We start from the raw sequence: 22,096 nt of genomic DNA on the forward strand, positions 1-22,096 counted from the left end.
TATCGACGCGCGAGTAGCGTTGTAGGCGCATGGCGGGCCACCGCCCCCGTGCAGAAACCCCCGAACCGGAGGCGATTCAGATGACGAAGACCCAGACCACGCAGGCCACCGCGGCCGACCCCACCGCCGCCGCCGGTGCGGCGCAGTTCCTCACCCCCGTCGTCATCGGGCTCCAGGCGCTCGCCGTCAACGGCAAGCAGGCCCACTGGAACGTCCGGGGCGCGAACTTCATCGCGATCCACGAGCTTCTCGACACGATCGTCGACCACGCCGCTGCGGGTGCCGACCAGGCCGCCGAACGGATCGTCGCACTCGGCCTGCCGATCGACGCCCGTGTCGCGACGGTCGCAGAGAAGGCGACCGCGACGAAGGTGCCCGCCGGGTTCACCCCGTGGGACGACATCGTGCGCGACGTCATCGCCGACATGGACGCGGTCATCGCCGACGTCCAGGCCGCCATCGACGGCCTCGATGAGATCGACCTCACGAGCCAGGACGTCGCAATCGCGATCAAGGAGTCGCTCGAGAAGGACCGCTGGTTCCTCTTCGCGCACCTCGCCGAGTAGTCGCCGACGCGGTCACGACCGCTGCAGCCACGCGAGTACCGCCAGCACCCGGCGGTGCTCGGAACCGGAATCATCGAGCCCGAGCTTCACGAAGATCGAGCCGATGTTCTTCTCGACGGCGCCGACCCCGATGAACAGCCGCTCGGCGATGCTCGAGTTGCTGCGTCCCTCGGCCATCAGCTCAAGAGTGTCGCGTTCGCGCGGTGTGAGCGATGCCAGCGGATCCGGGCGCGCGGCGAGGAGCTCGCGCACGACGTCCGGGTCGAGCACCGTCCCGCCGGCGTGCACGCGGCGCACCGCGTCGGTGAACTCATCGAGGGATGCCACCCGGTCCTTGAGCAGGTAGCCGAGCCCGCCACCCCCGGCGAGCAGCTCTCGAGCATAGACGCCTTCGACGTACTGACTCAGCACCAGGATGCCGATCTTCGGCCGATGCGCGCGAAGGTCGAGCGCCGCCCGGATCCCCTCGTCGCGGTACCCGGGTGGCAGCCGTACATCGAGGACGACGATGTCGGCGTCGGCCGCGTCGACCCGGGCGACGAGATCCTCGGCATCGTCGAAGGCACCGACGGTGACATGGCCCGCCTCCTGGAAGAGGCGGACCAATCCCTCGCGCAGCAGCACCGAGTCCTCGACGAGCACGATGCGCAGCGGCCGGTGGGACGGATCGGGCATGGCGCCAGGATAAGGCCCGCTCACCGGTCCGACAGCGGGATGTGCACCGCGACCGTCGTCGGGCCCCCCGCGGGGCTGTCGACCTCCAGCACGCCTCGCAGCCCCGCAACGCGTGCACGCAGGCCCTCCAGACCATGTCCCTCGCGCAGCTGGGCTCCCCCACGACCGTTGTCGACCACCCAGAGATCGAGCATCCGGTCGGGGGCGGATCGCAGCGACACCGTGAGGTTCGCACCGGTCGCCTGGGCGTGCTTGACGACGTTCGTGAGCAGCTCGGCGGCGATGAAGTAGACCGTGCGCGCGACCTCTGAACTCGCGGCCGCGTCGACGGCCGGATCGACGTCGACCCCGACCACGAGGGGCGTGCCCGCCGCGAGGGCCGAGAGGGCCGCAGCGAGCCCGCGGTCCTGCAGGAGGGGCGGAGCGACGCCGCTCGACAGCGCGCGCAGTTCGTCGAGCGCCGCCTTGGCGTGCACCATCGCCTCGCGCGAGATCTCGACGGCGCCTTCGTTGTCGCCGGCTTCCGCGCGCCGCTCGACCGCGGCGAGGTCGAGCTGAAGGCGCACCAACCGCTGCTGCGGGCCGTCGTGGATATCGCGCTCGAGCCGACGCAGCGCCGCGTCCTCGGCCTGCACGGCCGCGCCGCGGGCCGCCGCTTCGGCTTTCACCTCGGTCGCGAGGTCGTCGGAGCGCCAGCGACCCAGCATCCCACGCGCGATGCCGTGGTGGGCGCGGGCGAGTCCGTGCATGACCCATGGCAGCGTGAACGCGAACACGACGCCCGCGACGAGGAAGAGCACGACCTCGACGGTCTCCGAGGCCCACCCGCCGAATATGCGGGGCATCGCGTCGGCGACGTAGTGGCCCCAGCGCCCGCCGTTCCCGCTCGGCAGGAAAGCGCTCCAGAACCAGTACGTGAGGCCTCCGAGGCTGAGGCTCAGCCAGACCGTCGTCAGCGCGAAGGTCACGGTCGCCACGATCGGGCTCACGATCATCCCGTGCACGAGGTAGAGCCAGTAGTGGGCGCCCCTCAACGGTCGCGACAGCGTGTACCAGAGGCTGGTGCGGGTCGGATCGTCGTGGTCCCACTCGGGTTCGGCGATGTCGGCGAGCCCGGTCAGGCGCAGCAGGTAGCGGTCCGCGACGCCGAATCCGCGCGCGACGATCAGGGTGACGACGATCAGCGGGACTCCCACGATCAGGATCAGCAGACCCACGCCCGCCCAGAACATGGCCGCGAGCACGCTCACGGCGGTCATGGCGAGCGCGAACGCGACGATCAGATAGGCGGCGCTGCCGGGCGTGTGCTTCCACAGCTTCCCGTAGGACGCCCAGAATCCGCTCGGCTGTGCGGGGGTCACGGTGGTCTCCTCGATGTCCATGGTCCCAGCCTGGCCACGCGCGTCCGCGAGCGGCATCCGATCCGCTCCCGGAGCCGTCGGGGGGCTGTCCCCCCGCTTCTCCATCGGGCGGCCTCCTCAGCCCGCGTGTGTGACCCGGCCGCCGAGCAACGTCGCCGACACCGCCATCGAACGCAGGCCGGCCTCCGTCGCGCCGAACGGGTCCGACCCGCAGAGGACGAGATCAGCGGTCGCACCCGGCTCGATGGCCGCGCTCGCCCCCCGATGGGACGAAGCGGTGAGCGCCGTGAGGACGTCGACCGTCTCCTCGGGATGCCACGGCTCGCGGCCGTCGCGGGTGCGGTGCACGGCGGCGGCGATCGCCGCCCACGGATCGAGGGGCGATACGGGGGCGTCCGACCCGAAGAGCACCGTGGCACCCGCGTCGACGAGCGAGCGCAGCGGGTAGGCGAGAGCGGTCTGGAACCGCCAGAGCCGATCGGTGAGATCCCGGTCGTCCACGGCGTGCTCGGGCTGGATGCTCGCGGCGACGCCGAGACGGGCGAACCGCGGGATGTCGGCATGCGCGATCAGTTGAGCGTGCTCGATCCGACCCCACGCTCCGCTGGCGGCGAAGGCGTCGAGGGCGTGCGCGTTGGCGACGTCGCCGATGGCGTGGATCGCGCATTCGATGCCCGCGCCCGCCGCACGGGTCATCCATGCGGTGAGGTCGGCGGGGTCGACGGTGAGCATCCCGAGGTCGTGCGGATCGCCGGGATACGGGTGGGAGCAGGCGGCGGTGCGCGTTCCGAGCGAGCCGTCGGTGATGACCTTCAGCGGGCCGACGTGGACGAGGTCCCCATCGGTGCCGTCGAGAGTCTGCCCCGAGCGCAACCCCTCGTCGACGGCACGGTCGAGGAGGTCCGGATAGATCCCGAACTCCACCCGCAATGCGTCGAACCCGGCAGCGAGTCGTCGCCGCCACGACTCGGCGTTCCATGCCATGTCGAGGTCGACGATGCCGACGACCCCGCGCGCGGCAGCCTCGTGCGCCATCTGCGCCACCAGCGCGTCGCCGGTCAGCGCATCGACGAGGTTCAGCCGGCGTGAGACCTCGAAGGCGGGGGTCTCGCGCAGCAACCCGTTCGTCGAGCGCATCCCCTCCCGCCGCAGCGCGGCCGAGTTCAGCCAGACGCTGTGCACATCCGCGTTGATGAGGTAGGTGGGGACGTCGCCGGTCTGCCGGTCGAGCAGGTCGAGCGACGGCGTGTCCGGCCAGAGCGCATCGCGGAAGCCCGTGCCCACGCGTCGGCCATCGCCGAGCACAGCGGCCCGCCCCATGATCGCGGCCGCCTCGGCGGCCGATTCCGCTGCGCCCAGCGGCTCGCGCTGGGTGACGAGCGCCCACTGCAGCACATGGACGTGGTGGTCCCACAGCCCGGGGACGAGCCAGCCGCCACCGGCATCGAGAACGAGTCCGCGGCGCGGAAGGGCGCCCGCGGGTGCGACGTCGAGCACGCGGCCATCCCCCAGATGCACATCGACGACTTCGGCCGCGCCGAGGCCTCCGGGCCCGGCGACGCGCACATCTGCGACGACGTCGATCCGGTCGCCGCGGGCGGTCACCGCTCGGCTCCGCGCGCGTCGAGTGCGCGCTGCATCTCTGCCGCCAGTTCGGGCTGCGCGTACGGTCCGCCCCCGGACAGCTCGCCGATGATGCGCTCGACGACGTCGGCCGACTTGTTCTGACTGAGTTTGCGCTTGGCGACCACGCGCGTGGGAGTGAGGCGGAATCCGACCGTGCCACGTGCGAGTCGCTCGATGTACGCCTCGTCGTTGGGTCGCTCCCACATCAGCCGCGGCTCGGTCAGGCGCGACTCGAAGTGTGCGACAAGGCGGTCGAGGACCCGCAGGTTCTCGTCGGGAGAGAGCAGCTCGGGGATGCCGGTGAGGTGCGCCGACACGAAGTTCCACGTGGGCACCGACGCCACATCGCCGTACCAGCCCGGCGAGATGTATCCGTGCGGTCCCTGCACGACGACGAGCAGTTCGCGTTCGCCGAGGCCGTGGATCAGGTCGTCGGGCTTTCCGACGTGCCCGACGATCGTGAGGTCGTCGCGCTCGTCGTCGAGCAGCACGGCGTAGTGGGATGCCACCGGACCGTCGTCGGCGGAGCTCACCAGCGTGGCCCACGGATTGCGGTCGACCAGTCGGCGGAGCTCTGACACATCCGTCATGGCGAAGCTGGGGTTCTGACGCACGGACTCAGCCTAGGACCGATGCTGCCCCGAGCCGCGTCAGGCTTGGCAGGACGGACACCAGTAGAGCTTTCGGGTCGCCATCTCCTCGACGACGATCGCGGTGCCGCACACGCGACACGGCAGGCCGGCGCGGTGGTAGACCCAGTGCCGATCGTCGCGGTGGGCCATCGCCCGCCGGTACGCCTCGGGGTCGAGGTCGTCCATCGTCATCATCTGACCGGTTTCGACGCCGATCCGCAGCAGGTCGACCCAGTCGCGCCAGATGCCGCGCACCGTCTCGCGGGGCACGTCCCGTCCCGGGGTGTGCGGGTTCTGACGCGCCCGGAACAGCAGTTCAGCGCGGTAGACGTTGCCGATTCCGCTGACCACTGCGGGGTCCATGAGCAGCTTGCCGATCGGCGTCGCTGTGCGGCCGACGGCGGTCGCGAACCGCTCCTCACCGTCTGTCGGATCGTCGACGAGCGGATCGGGGCCGAGCGCGGCGATCGTGGCCGCGACCTCGTCGGGTGTCTGCAGCACGCACGCCGTCGGCCCGCGCAGGTCCGCGCACGTCGACTCGGTGAGCAAGCGCAGCCGCACCTGGCCGACGACCGGCGGTGGCCACTGCTCGTCGTCGGCTGCGAGGCCCGTGGTCTGCTCCGACATCCGCACGTGCACACGCGCCCTGCGCGGCGCCCCGATCGAGGTCAGCGAGTTCTCGCCGGCGGCGTCGTACACCGCGTCGTCCAGATCGGTGCCGCGTTGATTGGTCTGCCCCATGCGACCGTTCGCCGAGGCGATCGTGGGGTCGACGAGGATCTCTCCGGCGAAGTCCCACGCACCGTACATGCCCAGGTGCACCCGCAGCCAGAGACCATCGTCGAACTCGAGGAACATCTGCTTGCCGACGGCACGCACCTCGGTGACGGTGCGACCGTCCAGCGCGGCGGCACCCTCGACGAAACGACCCTGCGGGCTGGAGGCTGCGACGACGCGACCGACGAAGTTGCGCTCGAACTGGCGGGCGATGCGATGGACGGAGTGGCCTTCGGGCATTCCTCGACTCAGCCGGCCTCGGGATCGAACGCGCTGTCGTCTGCAGCGAGCACATCGGGCGTCGTGCCGCCGGCGCGCGGGTCGGGCACGAGCGAACCGTCGTCCTCGAACGCGGCGATCTGCCCGATGCGCCGAACGTGGCGCTCTTCCCCCGAGAAGGGCGTCTCGATGAACCGGTCGATGAAGGCCGACGCTTCTTCGAACGTGTGCTGGCGTGCGCCGATGGCGATGACGTTCGCATCGTTGTGCTCGCGCGCGAGCTCGGCCGTGGCGAGGTTCCACACCAGCGCCGCGCGGATGCCGCGCACCTTGTTCGCCGAGATCTGCTCGCCGTTCCCCGATCCGCCGAAGACGACGCCCAGCGACTCGACGCCGTTCTGCCGGTCGGCGATCACACCCTGAGCGGCACGGATGCAGAACGCGGGATAGTCGTCCAGCGGCTCGTACTCGACGGGGCCGTGGTCCACGACGTCGTGTCCCTGTTCAGCGAGGTGATGCTGCAGACGGGTCGAGAACTCGAGCCCCGCGTGGTCGGTGGCGATGTGGATGCGCATGGCCCTCATCCTAAGAGCGCTGTGCGGCCGTTTCGCCTGTGCCGTCCCGTGCGCTGTGGACCGTGACGGGCCTGCGCGGGCCACACGACGTAAGCTTGCAGGGTTGTCAGCGGCGCCGACCGCGCCGTGACGATGCCCCACCCACCCAGCATCCACGGGAGACAGTTCAGTGCCTGGAGAGAATCTCACCCGCGTCGAGGCGCAGGAGCGCCGTGCGATCGTCGACACCCACTCGTACGAGGTCGAGCTCGACCTGACGAAGGGCGCCGAGGTGTTCGGCTCGCGCACGATCGTCCGCTTCGCGGCCACGCCCGGCGCCGCCACGTTCATCGATCTCATCGCCCGAGAGGTGCACGAGATCACGCTCAACGGCCGGTCCCTCGATCCCGCCGCGGTGTTCGACGACTCCCGCATCCAGCTCGACGACCTCGAGGTCGAGAACGAACTGGTCGTCGTCGCCGATGCGCTCTACACCAACACCGGCGAAGGTCTGCACCGCTTCGTCGACCCGGTGGACGGCGAGGTCTACCTGTATTCGCAGTTCGAGGTGCCCGACTCGCGCCGTGTGTACGCCGTCTTCGAGCAGCCCGACCTCAAGGCCACCTTCCAGTTCACCGTCACCGCACCCTCGGCGTGGAAGGTCGTCTCGAACTCGCCGACGCCCGAACCCAACGACCACGGCGACGGCGTGTCGACGTGGCGGTTCGAGCCGACACCCCGTATCTCGTCGTACATCACCGCGCTCATCGCGGGACCCTATGAGGCGACGTTCTCCGAGCTGACGAGCGCGTCGGGGCGGGTGGTCCCGCTCGGCGTCTACGGCCGCAAGAGTCTGTGGCAGCACCTCGACGCCGACTACATCTTCGACAAGACACGGCAGGGCTTCGCCTACTTCGAGGAGAAGTTCGACTATCCCTACCCGTTCGCGAAGTACGACCAGCTGTTCGTGCCCGAGTTCAACGCGGGCGCCATGGAGAACGCCGGGGCGGTGACCTTCACCGAGACCTATGTGTTCCGCAGCAAGGTCACCGACGCCGTCAAGGAGCGCCGCGTCGTCACGATCCTGCACGAGCTCGCGCACATGTGGTTCGGCGACCTCGTCACGATGAAGTGGTGGAACGACCTCTGGCTCAACGAGTCGTTCGCCGAGTGGGCGTCGACCATCGCCACGGCGGAAGCCACCGAGTGGACCGAGGCGTGGACGACGTTCAACGCGATGGAGAAGACGTGGGCCTACCGCCAGGACCAGCTTCCCTCGACCCATCCCGTCGTCGCGCAGATCAATGATCTCGAAGACGTGCAGGTCAACTTCGACGGCATCACCTACGCCAAGGGCGGGTCCGTGCTCAAGCAGCTGGCCGCGTGGGTGGGCGTCGAAGCGTTCTTCGCCGGCGTCTCGGCCTACTTCGCCAAGCACGAGTGGGGCAACACCGAACTCGTCGATCTGCTGACCGAGCTCGAGACGACCAGCGGACGCGAGCTTGCGACGTGGTCGAAGAAGTGGCTCGAGACGGCCGGGGTCAACACGCTCTCGCCCGACATCCGCACCGACGACGACGGCGTCATCACGCGGTTCGCGATCGTGCAGACGGCCCCCGCCGACTATCCGACCATCCGCCCGCATCGCCTCGGCGTCGGGTTCTACCGGCTCGAGGGCGATGCCCTCGTGCGCGTGCATCACGTCGAGCTCGACGTCGACGGCGACCTCACGGAGGTGCCGCAGCTGAAGGGCCGCGCGCGGCCCGACCTGGTGCTGCTCAACGACAACGATCTCGCGTATGCGAAGATCCGCCTCGACGACCGCTCGCTGCAGACCGCGATCGAGCACCTCGCCAAGATCAGCGATCCTCTCGCTCGCTCGCTCGTCTGGGGTGCGGCATGGGACCAGACCCGCGACGCGGAAGCCTCCGCCTCCGACTACGTCGATCTCGTGCTCGGCAACATCGGATCCGAGACCGAGTCGACCACGGTGCGGACGACACTCGCCCAGCTGCAGCTCGCCGCGAACTCGTACGTCGCGCCCGAACGCCGCGAGCAGACGCGCGTCAAGGTCGCCGACGCGCTGTGGGCGCTCGCACAGAGTGCCGCGGCGGGCAGCGACAGCCAGCTGCAGTTCACCACCGCGTTCGCCACGGCAGCGGCCACAGCGCAGCACTGGGAGACCGTGCGCGGCCTGCGCGACGGAGAGGTGACACTCGAGGGTCTCGAGATCGACACCGATCTGTCGTGGCAGCTGCTCGTCTCTCTCGCGGCCGGCGGGGTCGTCTCCGCCGCAGACATCGATGCCGCGCTCGCCGCCGACAACACGGCGAAGGGCGGCGAGTTCGCCGCCCAGGCGAAGGCCGCCCTGCCGACCGCCGAGGCCAAGCGCGCCGCCTGGGATTCCCTGGTCTCGAAGGCCGACCTGCCGAACACGATCGTGCGGACGACGAGCCTCGGCTTCGTGCATCCCGCGGGCGTCGAGCTGCTCGGCGAGTTCGTCGGGCCGTACTTCGACATGCTGCTGCCGGTGTGGGAGTCGCGGACGTACAAGATCGCCGAGTACCTCGTGCTCGGCCTGTATCCCGCGCCGCTGGCCAGCACCGACCTGCGCGACGCGACGCGCCGCTGGCTGGCCGACCACGCCGACGCCGCTCCCGCGCTGCGCCGCATGGTCGCCGAGAACCTCGCCGGCGTCGAGCGCGCCCTCGCCGTGCAGGAACGCGACGCCCAGTAGAGCCTCCACCGACGCCCCGGTCCGCGCTCAGGCGCGGCCGGGGCGACGGTGGTTAGGATCATGCCGATGAGCACCCTGCCGTTCGACGCCGACCCGGCCACCGAGCCGACCGCGCCGACGTGGTGGCAGCCGGTCACCGCGTGGCTCATCGAGGTCGGCCTCGACCTGATCACGGTCGGGATCATCCTCGTCGTCGCCTTCCTGCTGGCGTGGATCCTGCGTCTGGTGATACGCCGTGTCGTCAACCGCATCGTCAACGGCGCGAAGTCGAAGGCGAACGTCGTCGACACCCAGGCTCTCGAGCGTTCGCCGTTGGCTTCGGTGCGCGTCGTGCAGCGCACCCGCACCCTGGGATCCATCCTCCAGAACGTCGTCAACGTCGCGCTGGTGATCATCGTCATCCTGCTCGTCGTCAATGTGTTCGCGCCCAACGCCCTCGGTTCGCTGACGCTGCTCACCGCGGCCATCGGCGCGGGTCTCGGCTTCGGCGCCCAGAACATCGTCAAGGACGTGCTCAACGGCATCTTCATCGTCGCCGAGGACCAAGTGGGAATCGGCGACGTCGTCGACCTCGGCCTGGCCGCCGGCATCGTCGAGTACGTGAGCGTCCGGGTCACCCATGTCCGGGACGTCAACGGGACGCTGTGGTACGTCCGCAACGGCGAGATCACCCGCATCGGCAACCTCTCGCAGGGGTGGTCGCGGGTCATCGTCGACCTCGCCGTGGCGCTCGATGCCGATCTCGACCGGGTCGAGACGACGCTGATGGACACCGCGATCGCCCTCTCGGAGGATCCGAAGTGGCGCACCCGCGTCATCGAGAAGCCCGAGGTCTGGGGGCTCGAGTCGGTCTCGGGAGACGCGCTCATCGTCCGTGTCGTCATGAAGACGCGGGCAGGGGCGAAGGACGACGTCGCGCAGGAGCTGCGGCGCCGAGTGAAGACGGCGATGGACGAGGCCGGCATCCGGCTGCCGCAGCTGTCGACCGTCACGCTGTCGGGCCTCGAGGGCGCGCAGCGGGTGCGAGGCGCGAATCCTCCGAAGACCAAACCCAATCCGCTGGCGCCCGACACCGACGAAGTCCCCGCCCGGCCCGTGTGGCGTCCCAAGCGCGACAAGCCCGACACTCCGGAGGACTCCCCGTGACGACCGAACCCGTCTCGTTCTACGACGAGGTCGGCGGCGCCGATGTCTTCGACCGCCTCGTCGCCGGCTTCTACCGACGCGTCGCCGACGACGACGTGCTTCGTCCGATGTACCCCGAGGAGGACCTCGGGCCCGCCGCGGAGCGCCTGCGGATGTTCTTGGTTCAGTACTGGGGTGGGCCGATCGACTACAGCGCACAGCGTGGCCACCCCCGGCTGCGGATGCGGCATGCCGCGTTCCACGTCGACCCCGATGCGCGCGATCGCTGGCTCGCACACATGCGCGCCTCCCTCGACGACCTCGGGCTTCCGCCCCTGCACGACGCGACGCTGTGGGATTACCTGCAGCGCGCCGCCTACGCCATGGTGAACACCTTCGAGCCCCGCCCCTGACCGATCGGAGACACCGATGTCCGCCACGACCACCGCACGCACGACCGACGTCCTGGTCATCGGCTGGGGGCTGGCGGGACTCGTCGCCGCCTCAGAGGCGGTGGCGGCCGGCAAGAGCGTCGTGATCGTCGACCAGGAGCCGCGCACGAACCTCGGCGGCCAGGCGTGGTGGTCGTTCGGCGGCCTGTTCTTCATCGACTCGCCGGAACAGCGGCGCATGGGCATCCGCGACTCCCTCGACCTGGCGCGGCAGGACTGGTTCGGCACCGCGGGGTTCGACCGCGACGAGGACGCATGGCCGCGCCGCTGGGCCGAGGCGTACCTCGACTTCGCGCACACCGAGAAGCGGGCATGGCTGCGCGAGAAGGGCGTCGGCTTCTTCCCCGTCGTCGGCTGGGCCGAGCGCGGTGGCTACGGGGCGACCGGCCCCGGCAACTCCGTGCCTCGATTCCACGTCACCTGGGGAACAGGACCCGGGCTCGTCGCGCCGTTCCAGGCCGCCGTGGAAGCCGGCGAAGCAGCCGGCCGCGTCAGGATCCTCGCCCGTCATCGCGTGACGCAGCTGACCGTGCACGACGGCGTCGTCGTCGGCGCGAGCGGCGACGTGCTGGCACCATCGGGAGCGACTCGTGGCGTCGCGTCGTCACGCGAGGTCGTCGGCGCCTTCGAGGTGACCGCCGGCGCGACCATCGTCTCGTCGGGCGGGATCGGCGCGAATCACGACCTGGTCCGCCGCAACTGGCCGACGCGGCTCGGGACGGCACCGAAGACCATGGTCACCGGCGTTCCCGCGTACGTCGACGGCGCAATGCTCGCCGTCACCGAGAACGCCGGAGCCCGTCTGATCAACACCGACCGCATGTGGCACTACGTGGAGGGAATCCAGAACTGGGACCCGATCTGGCCGGGGCACGGAATCCGCATCCTCCCCGGCCCGTCGTCTCTCTGGCTCGACGCCACCGGTCGTCGGCTGCCCGTGCCGCTCTACCCCGGGTTCGACACCCTCGGAACACTCGCGCACCTGCGCGCGACCGGTCACGATCACTCGTGGTTCGTCTTGTCGCACCGCATCGTCGAGAAGGAGTTCACGCTGTCGGGCAGCGAGCAGAATCCGGATCTCACCGGCAAGGACGTTCCGCTGCTCGTTCGCTCGCGGCTCGGCAAGGGCGCGGCCGGCCCGGTGCAGGCCTTCCTGGACCACGGCGCCGATTTCGTCGTCCGCGACGATCTGGACTCGCTGCTGGAAGGGATGCGGGCACTCCCCGGCGGCGACCTCCTCGATCCCGACCTGGTCCGCGCCGAACTCGACGGACGCGACCGCGAGATCGGCAACGACTTCACCAAGGACGCGCAGATCGCGATGCTCCGCTCGGCGCGGGCCTATCGCGGTGACCGCCTTGTGCGCACGGCACCTCCGCACCGCATCCAGGATCCGAAGGCCGGGCCCCTCATCGCCGTCAAGCTGCACGTGCTCACACGCAAGTCGCTCGGCGGGATCGAGACCGATCTGGGCTCGCGCGCCCTGGGGGCCGACGGCCACCCGGTGCCGGGCCTCTACGCCGCCGGCGAGGCCAGCGGCTTCGGCGGCGGGGGCGTCCACGGCTATCGGGCGCTCGAGGGCACCTTCGTGGGCGGATGCCTCTTCTCGGGTCGCGCGGCTGGACGTTCGGCGGCAGCCGCGGTCTGACTAGGCGCCCGTCTCCCGCACCGCAGTGAGGCCCGACCGCACGGGTCCGCGCAGCAACACATGACCGCGCGCGAGACTGAGACGGGTCCACGGGCCGGCCGTACGGACGATCGCGCGCTCCTCGCCGCCGATGAACCCGAAGGCGAAAGCCGCGAACGCGACGCCGAGGGGAAGACCGCCGAGATCGTCGTCGCCCGGTGACCACACCGACGCCCGCAGCGCGCGGACCGCGTCCTCGCCGGGGTCCCGCGGCATGCCCTCGGCGACGGAGGCGATACCCCACTGCGCCCGAGCCGCGAGCGTCGCGGCGTCGATGGTGCCGGCATCGACCCATCCGCTGCGCGGCGGGGACACCCCCGCCCACGAAGCGGACACCGCGGTCTCGGGCAGCACGACCGCGCACGGATCGGCGGCGTCGACCGTCAGTTCCGCGGCCGTGACCACGACGTCTGTGACCAACTCCGGATCGACCGGCATCGCGCGCAACCCCAGGACGGTCGGCGTCGAGTCGAACAGGCCTCGCGGCGCGAGGGCGGCACCGGTGACGACGAGCGTGCCGGCATCGGCGCGCAGCCGGACGGCGCCGTCCGAGAGGGATGCCGTCCGCCCCGCGAACAGGACGAGGTCGGCGGCGGTCTCGGCGTCCGCGAAGAGGAGGCGGTGTGGCATCCGCCCTAGACTACCGAGCGAGCGGCACCCGACCCGAGACGGAGATCCTGTGACCGATGCCAGCCCGCGTCCCACCGAGGATGAGCGCCCCGATCCGGTGACCGCGATGCTGACCGTGCTGGACCTGGCCGCGTCGGAGGCCCGCACGTCGGAGGACATCTTCACGGGCATCTCGCACGCGATGCCCCTCGGCCGCGTCTACGGCGGGCAGGTGCTGGCGCAGTCCATCGTTGCCGCCGACCGCACGACGCCCGACGACCGGCACCTGCACTCCACACACGGCTACTTCCTGCGCCCCGGCGATGCGAGCAAGGGCATCACCTTCGCGGTCGACCGCATCCACGACGGGCGATCGTTCTCGACGCGCCGCACCCAGGCGTTCCAGGAGGGTGTGCCGATCTTCTCGATGATCGCATCGTTCCAGGACACCGATCCGGGGATCGAGCACCAGGCGGCGATGCCCACGGACATCCCCTCCCCCGAGGACCTCCCCGATGTCGAGCAGGCGATCGTCGCCGCCCACCCCGCCTCCAAGCGGCTGTTCCTCGACCGTCCGGTCGAACTGCGGCACGTGCCGTCGCCGATCTACCTCGCCGTCGATTCCGGGCACGTCGCGCATCAGGCCGTGTGGGTGCGCACGCGTCGCCGGATCGGCGACGATCCGCGGCTGCACCAAGCCGTCATGGCCTACCTGAGCGATCTGACGATCCAGGAGCCGATCCTTCGCGCCCACGGGCTGGCATGGTCGACGCCCGGGCTGAAGGTCGCGAGTCTCGACCACGCGATGTGGTGGCACCGGCCCGGTCGCGTCGACGAGTGGATCCTGTACGTACAGGAGTCGCCGAGTGCGCGGGGCGGACGCGGCCTCGGTCAGGGCCGCATCTACAGCCGCGAGGGCGTGCTGCTGGCGAGCGTGGCGCAGGAGATCATGGTGCGCGTACCCGATCTCATCGGCGGTAGGTGAGAGGATCTCCCACGAACGGGGCCCATACCGCCTTCTCGTCGTCGCTCAGACGCGTCGGGCGACCGGTGGCCGTGTCGACCAGCACCACCACGGCGGACGAGCGGGCATACAGAATCTGCGGGTCGTCGCCGACGGGGCTGTACACCTCGTAGCAGACCTCGATGCTGGAGCCGCCGATCCTTCCGATCCACATCTGCACGTCCAGCGGCCGGTGACCGTACGGCACCGGCCGCCGGTACTCGATCTCCTGGCGGGCGATGAGTGTCGCACGCTGGCCGCCGCCTTCGAGCACGGTCATATCGAACACGGCCGTCGGCGCGGCTTCCGATCCGTCCTCGGGCTTCCAGAACGCCCGCAGCCGCGCCTCTTCGAGGAGCTTGAGCATCGATGTGTTGTTCACGTGCCCGAGCGCGTCGAGGTCGCCCCATCGCAGCGGGATGGGAACGTGGAGGCGCTGCCCGCCCGTGTCAGTCACGCGTGAGCTTGCGGTACGTCGAGCGGTGCGGGGTCGCCGCGTCAGGTCCGAGGCGGTCGATCTTGTTCTCCTCGTAGGCTTCGAAGTTGCCCTCGAACCAGTACCACTTGTCCGGGTCGTCGTCGGTGCCCTCGTACGCGAGGATGTGCGTCGCGATGCGGTCGAGGAACCACCGGTCGTGGGTGATCACGACCGCGCATCCCGGGAACTCCAGGAGCGCGTTCTCGAGCGACTGCAGTGTCTCCACGTCGAGGTCGTTCGTGGGCTCGTCGAGCAGCAGCAGGTTGCCGCCCTCCTTGAGGGTCAGAGCCAGGTTGAGCCGGTTGCGCTCGCCGCCCGAAAGGACGCCGGCCTTCTTCTGCTGGTCCGGGCCTTTGAAGCCGAACTTCGAGACATAGGCCCGGCTCGGGATCTCGGTCTTGCCCACCGTGATGATGTCGAGCCCGTCAGACACGACCTCCCACAGCGACTTGTCGGGATCGATGTTCGAGCGCGACTGGTCGACGTAGCTGATCTTGACCGTCTCGCCGATCTTGAGCTGACCTCCGTCGAGCGGCTCGAGGCCGACGATCGTCTTGAAGAGGGTGGTCTTTCCCACGCCGTTCGGGCCGATCACACCCACGATTCCGTTGGGCGGCAGGCTGAAGCTCAGACCGTCGATCAGCGTGCGCCCGTCGAACCCCTTCTTGAGGTTCTTCGCCTCGATCACGATGCTGCCCAGTCGCGGGCCCGCGGGGATCTGGATCTCTTCGAAGTCCAGCTTGCGCGTCCGCTCCGCTTCGGACGCCATCTCCTCGTAGCGCGCCAGACGGGCCTTCGACTTCGCCTGTCGGCCCTTCTGGTTCGAGCGCACCCACTCGAGCTCGTCGGCCAGGCGTTTGGCGAGCTTGGCGTCCTTCTTGCCCTGGATCGCGAGGCGCTCGCGCTTCTTCTCGAGGTAGGTGGAGTAGTTGCCTTCGTAGCCGATGAGGCGGCCGCGGTCGACTTCGGCGATCCACTCGGCGACGTTGTCGAGGAAGTACCGGTCGTGCGTGATCGCGATCACCGCGCCCGCGTACTTCTGAAGGTGCTGCTCGAGCCAGAGCACGCTTTCGGCATCGAGGTGGTTGGTCGGCTCGTCGAGCAGAAGCAGATCGGGCTTCTGCAGCAGCAGGCGGGTGAGCGCCACCCGGCGCCGTTCCCCGCCCGACAGGTTGACCACCGGCGCGTCGCCGGGAGGCGTGCGCAACGCGTCCATGGCCTGCTCGAGCTGCGAGTCGAGGTCCCAGGCGTCGGCGGCCTCGATCTCCTCCTGCAGCGTGCCCATCTCGGACAGCAGCGCGTCGAAGTCGGCGTCGGGTTCGGACATGAGCCCCGAGATCTCGTTGAAGCGGTCGACCTTCGCCTTGATGGCGATGCCGTCCTCGATGTTCTCGAGCACGGTCTTGCTGTCGTCGAGCTCGGGCTCCTGCATGAGGATGCCGACGCTGAAGCCCGGCGAGAGCGTCGCCTCGCCGTTGGACGGCTGGTCGAGGCCGGCCATGATCTTGAGGATCGTCGACTTTCCGGCGCCGTTCGGGCCGACCATGCCGATCTTGGCACCGGGCAGGAACGCCATCGTGACGTCATCGAGGATCAGCTTCTCGCCTACTGCCTTGCGTGCACGGACCATCTGGTAGATGTACTCGGCCACCGGTGTTGCTCTCCTCGAAGTCGCGGACGTCAGCGTCCCAGCCTACCCGCGCGACGGCGGCACGCGATGCGCGCACGGTCGGTCGTCATTGCTCGATCTCGACGGTCGCCCCGATGAGACACCTGCCCTCGTCGAGGAGGGGTGCGACGATCGTCACCGGGGCCTCGAAGCCGGGGCCGACCTGACCGATCAGGCACTCCCCCGCCCACTGCACCGAGAACTGGATGCTCTCCGCCGGCGCCCCCACTGTGCTGAGGTCCGCCGTGCGCTCCATGTCGACCCTGCGGAAACCCGCCGCCACGAGGGCCTCGACGTACGCACCTCCGCGCAGGCGCGCATCCGAATCCCACACCGTGTCGACCGCCGCGGCGAACACCGGCAGGTTGTCGGCGGCGCTCCCCTCGGGCATCAGCACCACGACCGGTGGAGCGCTGGGCGCACCCGGCGACGCAGAGGAGACCACCGTCGGCGAGGCATCCGCCGTCGTGGGCGTGAGCGCCCCGTCTCCGACGCAGCCTGTCAGGGACGACACCGCGGCGAGAGCGACGACGGTGAGGCCCACCTGCCCGGCGCGCAGGGCGGCGGGGAGGCGACTCGACACACCGTGAGTCTAGGTCGGCGCCCGTCAGAACGGCGCGTCGGCGGGCTCGCCCGGCGACGTCGGAGTCGGCGCCTCCGCCGGGGAATCCGGCGACGGCGCAGCAGCCTCGCCCGGCACGGCCCAGGTGGTGGCCGCCGCAGCCGCCGGTCTCGCGGCCTTCTCGAACGTCGATGTGCCCCACCGCAGATCGTGGCCGATCGCATCGGCCTCGACCTCGGCCGCCGTCCCCGACGTCGTCCCGCTCTCCCACTTGCGCAGCTGAAGACGACCCGCCAGCACGACCCGGTCGCCTCGGTGGAGGGAGCGCAGGACGTGATCGCCGAGTCCACGGAAAGCGGAGACGGCGTAGAAGCTGGTCTCCCTGTCGACCCAGGCGTTCTGTGCGCGGTCGTAGTACCGCGAGGTGCACGCGAGCCGGAACGAGGCGATCGTCGCCCCGCTGCCGGTCGTACGGTGCTCGGGTTCGTTGGCGACGTTCCCGATGAGGGTGATGGCGGTCTCGTTCGCTGCGTTCATCGCGGCTCCTCTCGTGTGCCGGGCGGATTCCCGGATGCACCGGCGGCCCCGTGCCCGTTCGGGCCGCCGGTGCGTGATCAGGATGCCGCGGCGACTCGCCCGACCGAACCGGATCCGTCGTGCTGTGGACGACCACGGCGGAATCCGCCCCTGGGGAGGAGTCGGTGCGATCGGTCGATGTCCGAAGTCGTAGCTATGTTCGAACGCGAGAGGAAGCGACATGACCACCATCACCCCGAAGCTCCGCCCCAGCGCGAGTGCGCGGCTCGCTCCCGCAGCGCCATCCCTGTGGCGGGTCATCGATGCCGGCGGTCGGGTCATCGGCCACGTCCAGGCACGCGCCGACCGTCGCGGCACACGGTTCCGCGCGAGGCGCTATCACCCGCCGACACGGGCCTTCCGAGATCTCGGCGACTTCTGGTCAGCCGACGACGCCGTCGACTGTCTGCGCTTCTCGCGCTGAGTCAGACCAGGGCGCCGTCCATGACCGGGGCCGTCCGCGGGGCGGCATCCTTCACACGCGCCCACGAATCGGCGAGCCGATCGACCGCGACGGCGAGCCGTTCGGGAGAGGTGGTGAACGGCAGTCGCAGATGACGGTCGTACCCACCGTCGACGCCGAAACGCGCGCCCGCCGAGAGCAGCACGCCTCGTGCGCGCGCGTCCATCACCAGAGCAGCGCTGAAGGGAGCATCGAGCTCGATCCACAGGGCGACTCCGCCGTCGGGGCACGGAACACGCCATTCGGGAATGCGCGCGGTCACGCACTCGCGCAACGCGTCGCGCGATGCGCCGAGGACGTGCGCGCGCTGCGCGAGCACGTCGCCGAATCGCTCCAGTACGGTCGCGGCGACGGCCTGCTCGAAGTCAGGGCTGCCGAGGTCCCGCACCGGCCGTGCGGCCATGAGTCGGCGTACCAGAGGCTCCTCGCAGCGGATCCATCCCAGGCGCAATCCGCCCCACACCGACTTGCCGAGCGATCCGACCCGCACCACTCCGGTGCGGCGGACCGGGTCGAACGCGTGCCCGGGGCTCGCGCGGTCGATGTCGAGATCCGCCGTGGTCTCGTCGAGCACCAGGATGGAGCCGGTGCGGCGTGCGGCTGCGTCGATGCGCGCCGCATCGGCGGCGGTCATCGTACGGCCGGTGGGGTTCTGGAAGTCGGGCATGAGGTAGGCGAGGACGGGCAGCCCACGCGCGAATGCCTGCTCCGCACGATCGAGGTCCCACCCGTCGGAGGTGGTGACGGGAACGCCGATCAGCCGCCCGCCCGCGGCGCGCATCGCCTCGGCGGCGTGCGGGTACGTCGGGGTCTCGACCAGCACTCGGTCGCCCCTCCCGACGAGCACGGCGGCGAGCAGGTGCAGAGCGCTCTGCGCGCCGTTGGTGATGAGCACTTCGTCCGGTCGCGTCGGGAGCCCACGAGCGGTGTAGCGGTCGGCGATGTGCGATCGAAGGGTCGTCGAGCCGTGCATGTCGTAGCCGGTACCCGCGACCAGCGTCGCGGCGCTCTGCGCGACCTCGGTGAACACCCCCGCCAATCCCGGCCACGCGGGTGGACTCGCCTGCTGCAGGTCGATCGCGTCCGGCGCTCCCGACGTCAGACCGGGATCGTGCCTGCGCAACGGCAGCGTCACGCTTCCCGACCCACGCAGGCTTCGGATGTGGGCTGATCCACGCAGACTCTCGTACGCCGCAGCCACCGTGCTGCGGCTCAGGCCGAGCGCTGCGGCCAGCTCGCGCTCCGCCGGCAGCGTCGTGCCCGGCGCGAGGCGGTTGTCCACGCACAGGACGCGGATGCCGTCGGCCAGCGCCTCGTACGCGGGCTCACGGGTACGCCACCCCCCGAGCGCCGATGTGAGGGCACGTGCGGAGACGCGGGAGTCCATCCGGCCACCATAGTGATATTGGACTGCGCATACCAGTCCACTTGTCGGATTGGATGGTCACATGTCCCGTCGCGTCCTCCAGTTGCTCTTCGGACTCATCCTCTACGGCGTCGGCTGCGCCCTCACCGTCGAGGCGGGCCTCGGGGTCGACCCGTGGACGGTCCTCGCCGAGGGCATCTCGCTGCACACCGGGATCGGGATCGGATGGGTGACCAACCTGATCGGATTCGCGGTACTCCTCCTGTGGATCCCCCTGCGCCAGCGCCCTGGCGCCGGAACGCTCGCGAACATCCTGCTCGTCGGCACCGCGATGCAGTTCGCGTTGTGGATCATCCCGCCCCTGTCGGGCACCATCCTGCAGTTCGCCGTGCTCCTCGGCGGCATCGCCCTGGTCGCGATCGCCTCGGGCCTCTACATCGGCGCCCACTTCGGACCCGGCCCGCGCGACGGCCTCATGACAGGGCTCCACAGCCGGCTCGGCTGGCCGATCTGGGTGTGCCGCGCCGTCGTGGAGCTCATCGTGCTCGCCGCCGGATGGCTGCTGGGTGGCACGGTGGGCATCGGCACCGTGCTGTTCGCGGCGCTCATCGGTCCGGGTGTCCACCTCGCGCTGCCGCTGCTGGACACCCGGCGCGAGAAGGTCAGTGCTCGCGGAACTGCGGCCAGTCGCTCCCCGGCGTCATATGCGCATGGAGCGCCTTCTTCGCCACGTCCATGGACGGATACGTTCCGGTCGCGGCATCGGCACCCGCCATCGTGACGGTGTAGCCGTCCTCCGACTTTCGGATGCTGCCGACCACGCCCGACGGCGAGTAGGCCACCCAGAGGGGGTGGTGCGTTTCGGTGGTGCTCATGATCACAACTCCTTCCGTCACCACCGACGCTACGCCCGCCGGCCCCCGGACACCAGAGCCTTTCGGGTGCACGCGATACCCTGAGGGCGACCCCCAGTAGCTCAGTGGATAGAGCAGCGGCCTTCTAATCCGCCGGTCGCACGTTCGAATCGTGCCTGGGGGACGCGTCCCGAGGGCCGTGTCGCCCTCGCAACTAGGATGGTCGCATGGTGGGGTCCTCCGAGAACGACAGACTCGTCTGGATCGACTGCGAGATGACGGGTCTCGACCTCTCGGTCGATGAACTCGTCGAGATCGCCGTCGTGGTGACGGACTTCGAACTGCGCCCGCTCGATGCGGGTTTCTCCATCGTCATCAAGCCGGATGCCTCCGCGCTCGAGAACATGAACGAGTTCGTGACGGGAATGCACCGCTCGAGCGGCCTGCTCGACGAGATCCCCCACGGAGTGAGCCTCGCCGACGCCGAGTTCCAGGCCCTCGAATACATCCAGCGCTTCGTGCCGCAGGAGGGCAAGGCGCCGCTGGCCGGCAACACCATCGGCACAGATCGTATGTTCCTCGCGAAGTACATGCCGCGCATCGACCGCTGGCTGCACTACCGCAACGTCGATGTGTCGAGCATCAAGGAACTGTCGCGCCGCTGGTACCCCCGCGCCTACATCCACGCACCCTCGAAAGACGGTGGGCACCGCGCCCTGGCCGACATCCTCGAATCGATCCGCGAGCTCGCCTACTACCGCCAGGCCGTATTCGTCGCCGAGCCCGGTCCGTCCAGCGACGACGCGCGCACCGTGGCGGCATCCGTCGTGTCGTCGTTCACCTCCGACGTGTGAGAGAATCGTACGGTTGCCCGCTCCGGCGGGTCACGGTGGGTATAGCTCAGTCGGTAGAGCACCTGGTTGTGGTCCAGGGGGTCGCGGGTTCAAGTCCCGTTACTCACCCCGAATGATGCGCGACATGGACGTGGACTCCTTCGAGCAGCTCGTCACCGACGAGCTCGACCGTCTCCCCGACGAGATGGTCGACGGCCTCGACAACGTGGTCTTCGTGGTCGAAGACCGTCCCGAGGACGGCAGCCTCGATCTGTTCGGTCTGTACGACGGGCACGCGCTCACCGAGCGCGATCGCTACGGAGGCGGCGAGCTGCCCGACCGCATCATCGTGTACCGCGAGCCCCACCTGGCCGCGTGCGAGGACGAAGACGAGCTGCGCGCCGAGGTGCACACGACCCTCGTGCACGAGATCGCGCACTTCTACGGCATCGACGACGACCGCCTGCACGAGCTCGGGTGGGCGTGATGGCGCTGCTGTCCGCCCCCGACCTCGATGAGGTGCGCGACGTCGCCCGCGCGCCCGAGGGCCCGTGGCAGACGGTGGTCTGGAACGACCCCGTCAATCTCATGAGCTACGTCACCCACGTGTTCAAGGAGTACTTCGGGTTCCCACAGGCGACGGCCGAGAAGCTCATGCTCGCCGTCCATCACGAGGGGCACGCCGTGGTGGCAGAGGGCGCGCGCGAGCAGATGGAGCTGCACGTGCGCGCGATGCACGACTACGGTCTGTGGGCGACGCTGAGACGGGAACCGAGATGACCGGGAGTCCCGTCGTGATCGACCTCGCTCGTGTCGAGGCCGCGCACCTCGACGCCCTCGTCGCGCAATTCGTCGAGGTGCTCGATGCGACCGGATCCACCGCGGGCACCGATCCGGCCGTGGCCCGCCTCGTCCCCGATGCGTATCGCGACGACGCCGACGCTGCCGCGGAGTTCCGCTCGCTGACCGAGGCCGATCTGCTGGGGCGGAGGCGAGAGGATGCCGCCTCGGTGCGCGCGTCGCTGCGAGGTCTCACCGACCTCCCCGACGACGTCGGCGACCCGACGCTCGCGGAGGTGATGATCGTCGAACTCGACTTCGATCAGGCGCAAGCCTGGCTGCGCACCCTCGCCGCGATCCGCCTCGTACTCGCGTCCCGTCTCGGAATCGTCGAGGAGGACTCCCACGACGAGGACGATCCCCGTTTCGCGATCTACGACTGGCTCGGCTACCGACTGCAGAGCCTCGTCGAGACCATGGAGCACTGACCGA

General features: G+C 69.7%; 24 protein-coding genes and 2 tRNA genes. 14 read left to right on the forward strand and 12 right to left on the reverse strand.

Features of this window, described 5'->3' with window-relative positions:
• Window positions 1–80 precede the first annotated feature (80 nt).
• Complete coding sequence (locus ABD663_RS03075) at window positions 81–566, forward strand: Dps family protein (RefSeq protein ID WP_344736384.1); 486 nt, start codon at window positions 81–83, stop codon at window positions 564–566.
• 12 nt (window positions 567–578) lie between these two features.
• On the opposite strand, the gene ABD663_RS03080 is transcribed toward ABD663_RS03075, so the two are convergent.
• The 6 genes from ABD663_RS03080 to ABD663_RS03105 form a co-directional block, all read right to left on the reverse strand.
• Window positions 579–1,241 (reverse strand): response regulator transcription factor, encoded by a 663-nt coding sequence (locus ABD663_RS03080; protein ID WP_344736385.1) that lies wholly within the window; start codon window positions 1,239–1,241, stop codon window positions 579–581.
• A gap of 20 nt (window positions 1,242–1,261) precedes the next feature.
• Complete coding sequence (locus ABD663_RS03085) at window positions 1,262–2,623, reverse strand: sensor histidine kinase (protein WP_344736386.1); 1,362 nt, start codon at window positions 2,621–2,623, stop codon at window positions 1,262–1,264.
• Window positions 2,624–2,719: 96 nt separating this feature from the next.
• Window positions 2,720–4,207: an amidohydrolase gene (locus ABD663_RS03090; RefSeq protein WP_344736387.1), complete on the reverse strand. Its 1,488-nt coding sequence runs from the start codon at window positions 4,205–4,207 to the stop codon at window positions 2,720–2,722.
• A complete protein-coding gene (locus ABD663_RS03095; RefSeq protein WP_344736388.1) occupies window positions 4,204–4,842 on the reverse strand; it encodes an FMN-binding negative transcriptional regulator in 639 nt (212 codons plus the stop codon). The genes ABD663_RS03090 and ABD663_RS03095 overlap by 4 nt, the downstream gene beginning before the upstream one ends.
• 36 nt (window positions 4,843–4,878) lie before the next feature.
• Window positions 4,879–5,877: an Fpg/Nei family DNA glycosylase gene (locus ABD663_RS03100; RefSeq protein ID WP_344736389.1), complete on the reverse strand. Its 999-nt coding sequence runs from the start codon at window positions 5,875–5,877 to the stop codon at window positions 4,879–4,881.
• A gap of 8 nt (window positions 5,878–5,885) precedes the next feature.
• Window positions 5,886–6,431 (reverse strand): ribose-5-phosphate isomerase, encoded by a 546-nt coding sequence (locus ABD663_RS03105; protein WP_344736390.1) that lies wholly within the window; start codon window positions 6,429–6,431, stop codon window positions 5,886–5,888.
• 169 nt (window positions 6,432–6,600) lie between these two features.
• Here ABD663_RS03105 and pepN point away from each other — a divergent pair, with 169 nt between their 5' ends.
• From pepN to ABD663_RS03125, 4 genes are all read left to right on the forward strand, one after another.
• Complete coding sequence (pepN, locus tag ABD663_RS03110) at window positions 6,601–9,147, forward strand: aminopeptidase N (RefSeq protein ID WP_344736391.1); 2,547 nt, start codon at window positions 6,601–6,603, stop codon at window positions 9,145–9,147.
• Between the two features lie 66 nt (window positions 9,148–9,213).
• The gene (locus ABD663_RS03115; protein WP_344736392.1) at window positions 9,214–10,293 is read left to right on the forward strand and encodes a mechanosensitive ion channel family protein; all 1,080 of its coding nucleotides are present in this window, start codon (window positions 9,214–9,216) and stop codon (window positions 10,291–10,293) included.
• Complete coding sequence (locus ABD663_RS03120; RefSeq protein ID WP_344736393.1) at window positions 10,290–10,685, forward strand: globin; 396 nt, start codon at window positions 10,290–10,292, stop codon at window positions 10,683–10,685. The genes ABD663_RS03115 and ABD663_RS03120 overlap by 4 nt, the downstream gene beginning before the upstream one ends.
• Before the next feature lie 16 nt (window positions 10,686–10,701).
• A complete protein-coding gene (locus tag ABD663_RS03125; RefSeq protein WP_344736394.1) occupies window positions 10,702–12,372 on the forward strand; it encodes an FAD-binding dehydrogenase in 1,671 nt (556 codons plus the stop codon).
• Here the strand turns inward: ABD663_RS03125 and ABD663_RS03130 are convergent, their stop codons facing one another.
• Entirely contained in the window at window positions 12,373–13,041 is a 669-nt protein-coding gene (locus ABD663_RS03130) for a DUF8185 domain-containing protein (RefSeq protein WP_344736395.1), read from the reverse strand. It abuts the gene before it with no gap.
• A gap of 106 nt (window positions 13,042–13,147) precedes the next feature.
• Between ABD663_RS03130 and ABD663_RS03135 the strand changes: the two genes are divergently transcribed.
• Window positions 13,148–14,005, forward strand: a complete 858-nt coding sequence (locus ABD663_RS03135) for an acyl-CoA thioesterase (RefSeq protein ID WP_344736917.1) — start codon at window positions 13,148–13,150, stop codon at window positions 14,003–14,005.
• Here the strand turns inward: ABD663_RS03135 and ABD663_RS03140 are convergent.
• The 4 genes from ABD663_RS03140 to ssb all read right to left on the reverse strand — a co-directional run bounded on the left by ABD663_RS03140 (window position 13,989) and on the right by ssb (window position 17,269).
• Window positions 13,989–14,480 carry an acyl-CoA thioesterase gene (locus ABD663_RS03140; protein ID WP_344736396.1) on the reverse strand — a complete coding sequence of 164 codons (492 nt, stop codon included), beginning with the start codon at window positions 14,478–14,480 and terminating at the stop codon, window positions 13,989–13,991. The two genes, ABD663_RS03135 and ABD663_RS03140, sit on opposite strands and share 17 nt — an antisense overlap.
• Window positions 14,473–16,152 (reverse strand): energy-dependent translational throttle protein EttA, encoded by a 1,680-nt coding sequence (gene ettA, locus ABD663_RS03145; protein ID WP_344736397.1) that lies wholly within the window; start codon window positions 16,150–16,152, stop codon window positions 14,473–14,475. Before ettA ends, ABD663_RS03140 begins: the two co-directional genes overlap by 8 nt.
• Before the next feature lie 85 nt (window positions 16,153–16,237).
• Complete coding sequence (locus ABD663_RS03150) at window positions 16,238–16,753, reverse strand: DUF6993 domain-containing protein (RefSeq protein WP_344736398.1); 516 nt, start codon at window positions 16,751–16,753, stop codon at window positions 16,238–16,240.
• Between the two features lie 24 nt (window positions 16,754–16,777).
• Window positions 16,778–17,269 (reverse strand): single-stranded DNA-binding protein, encoded by a 492-nt coding sequence (ssb, locus tag ABD663_RS03155; RefSeq protein WP_344736399.1) that lies wholly within the window; start codon window positions 17,267–17,269, stop codon window positions 16,778–16,780.
• Window positions 17,270–17,489: 220 nt separating this feature from the next.
• On the opposite strand from ssb, the gene ABD663_RS03160 reads away from it, so the two are divergent.
• Window positions 17,490–17,732 (forward strand): hypothetical protein, encoded by a 243-nt coding sequence (locus ABD663_RS03160; RefSeq protein WP_344736400.1) that lies wholly within the window; start codon window positions 17,490–17,492, stop codon window positions 17,730–17,732.
• 1 nt (window position 17,733) lies between these two features.
• Here the strand turns inward: ABD663_RS03160 and yczR are convergent, their stop codons facing one another.
• The gene (gene yczR / locus ABD663_RS03165; protein WP_344736401.1) at window positions 17,734–19,158 is read right to left on the reverse strand and encodes a MocR-like transcription factor YczR; all 1,425 of its coding nucleotides are present in this window, start codon (window positions 19,156–19,158) and stop codon (window positions 17,734–17,736) included.
• 61 nt (window positions 19,159–19,219) lie between these two features.
• Here yczR and yczE point away from each other — a divergent pair, with 61 nt between their 5' ends.
• The 7 genes from yczE (at window position 19,220) to ABD663_RS03200 (ending at window position 22,092) form a co-directional block, all read left to right on the forward strand.
• Complete coding sequence (gene yczE, locus ABD663_RS03170; protein ID WP_344736402.1) at window positions 19,220–19,918, forward strand: membrane protein YczE; 699 nt, start codon at window positions 19,220–19,222, stop codon at window positions 19,916–19,918.
• A gap of 184 nt (window positions 19,919–20,102) precedes the next feature.
• A tRNA-Arg gene (locus ABD663_RS03175) sits at window positions 20,103–20,175 on the forward strand.
• A gap of 43 nt (window positions 20,176–20,218) precedes the next feature.
• A complete protein-coding gene (gene orn, locus ABD663_RS03180) occupies window positions 20,219–20,845 on the forward strand; it encodes an oligoribonuclease (RefSeq protein WP_344736403.1) in 627 nt (208 codons plus the stop codon).
• A gap of 35 nt (window positions 20,846–20,880) precedes the next feature.
• A tRNA-His gene (locus ABD663_RS03185) sits at window positions 20,881–20,953 on the forward strand.
• Between the two features lie 16 nt (window positions 20,954–20,969).
• A complete protein-coding gene (locus ABD663_RS03190) occupies window positions 20,970–21,311 on the forward strand; it encodes a metallopeptidase family protein (RefSeq protein ID WP_344736404.1) in 342 nt (113 codons plus the stop codon).
• Window positions 21,311–21,604, forward strand: coding sequence for an ATP-dependent Clp protease adapter ClpS (clpS, locus tag ABD663_RS03195; protein WP_344736405.1), 294 nt, complete (start codon window positions 21,311–21,313; stop codon window positions 21,602–21,604). The genes ABD663_RS03190 and clpS overlap by 1 nt, the downstream gene beginning before the upstream one ends.
• Window positions 21,601–22,092 carry a DUF2017 family protein gene (locus ABD663_RS03200; RefSeq protein ID WP_344736406.1) on the forward strand — a complete coding sequence of 164 codons (492 nt, stop codon included), beginning with the start codon at window positions 21,601–21,603 and terminating at the stop codon, window positions 22,090–22,092. The genes clpS and ABD663_RS03200 overlap by 4 nt, the downstream gene beginning before the upstream one ends.
• Window positions 22,093–22,096: the final 4 nt, after the last annotated feature.

Source organism: Microbacterium awajiense, assembly GCF_039536545.1.
GTDB lineage: Bacteria > Actinomycetota > Actinomycetes > Actinomycetales > Microbacteriaceae > Microbacterium > Microbacterium awajiense.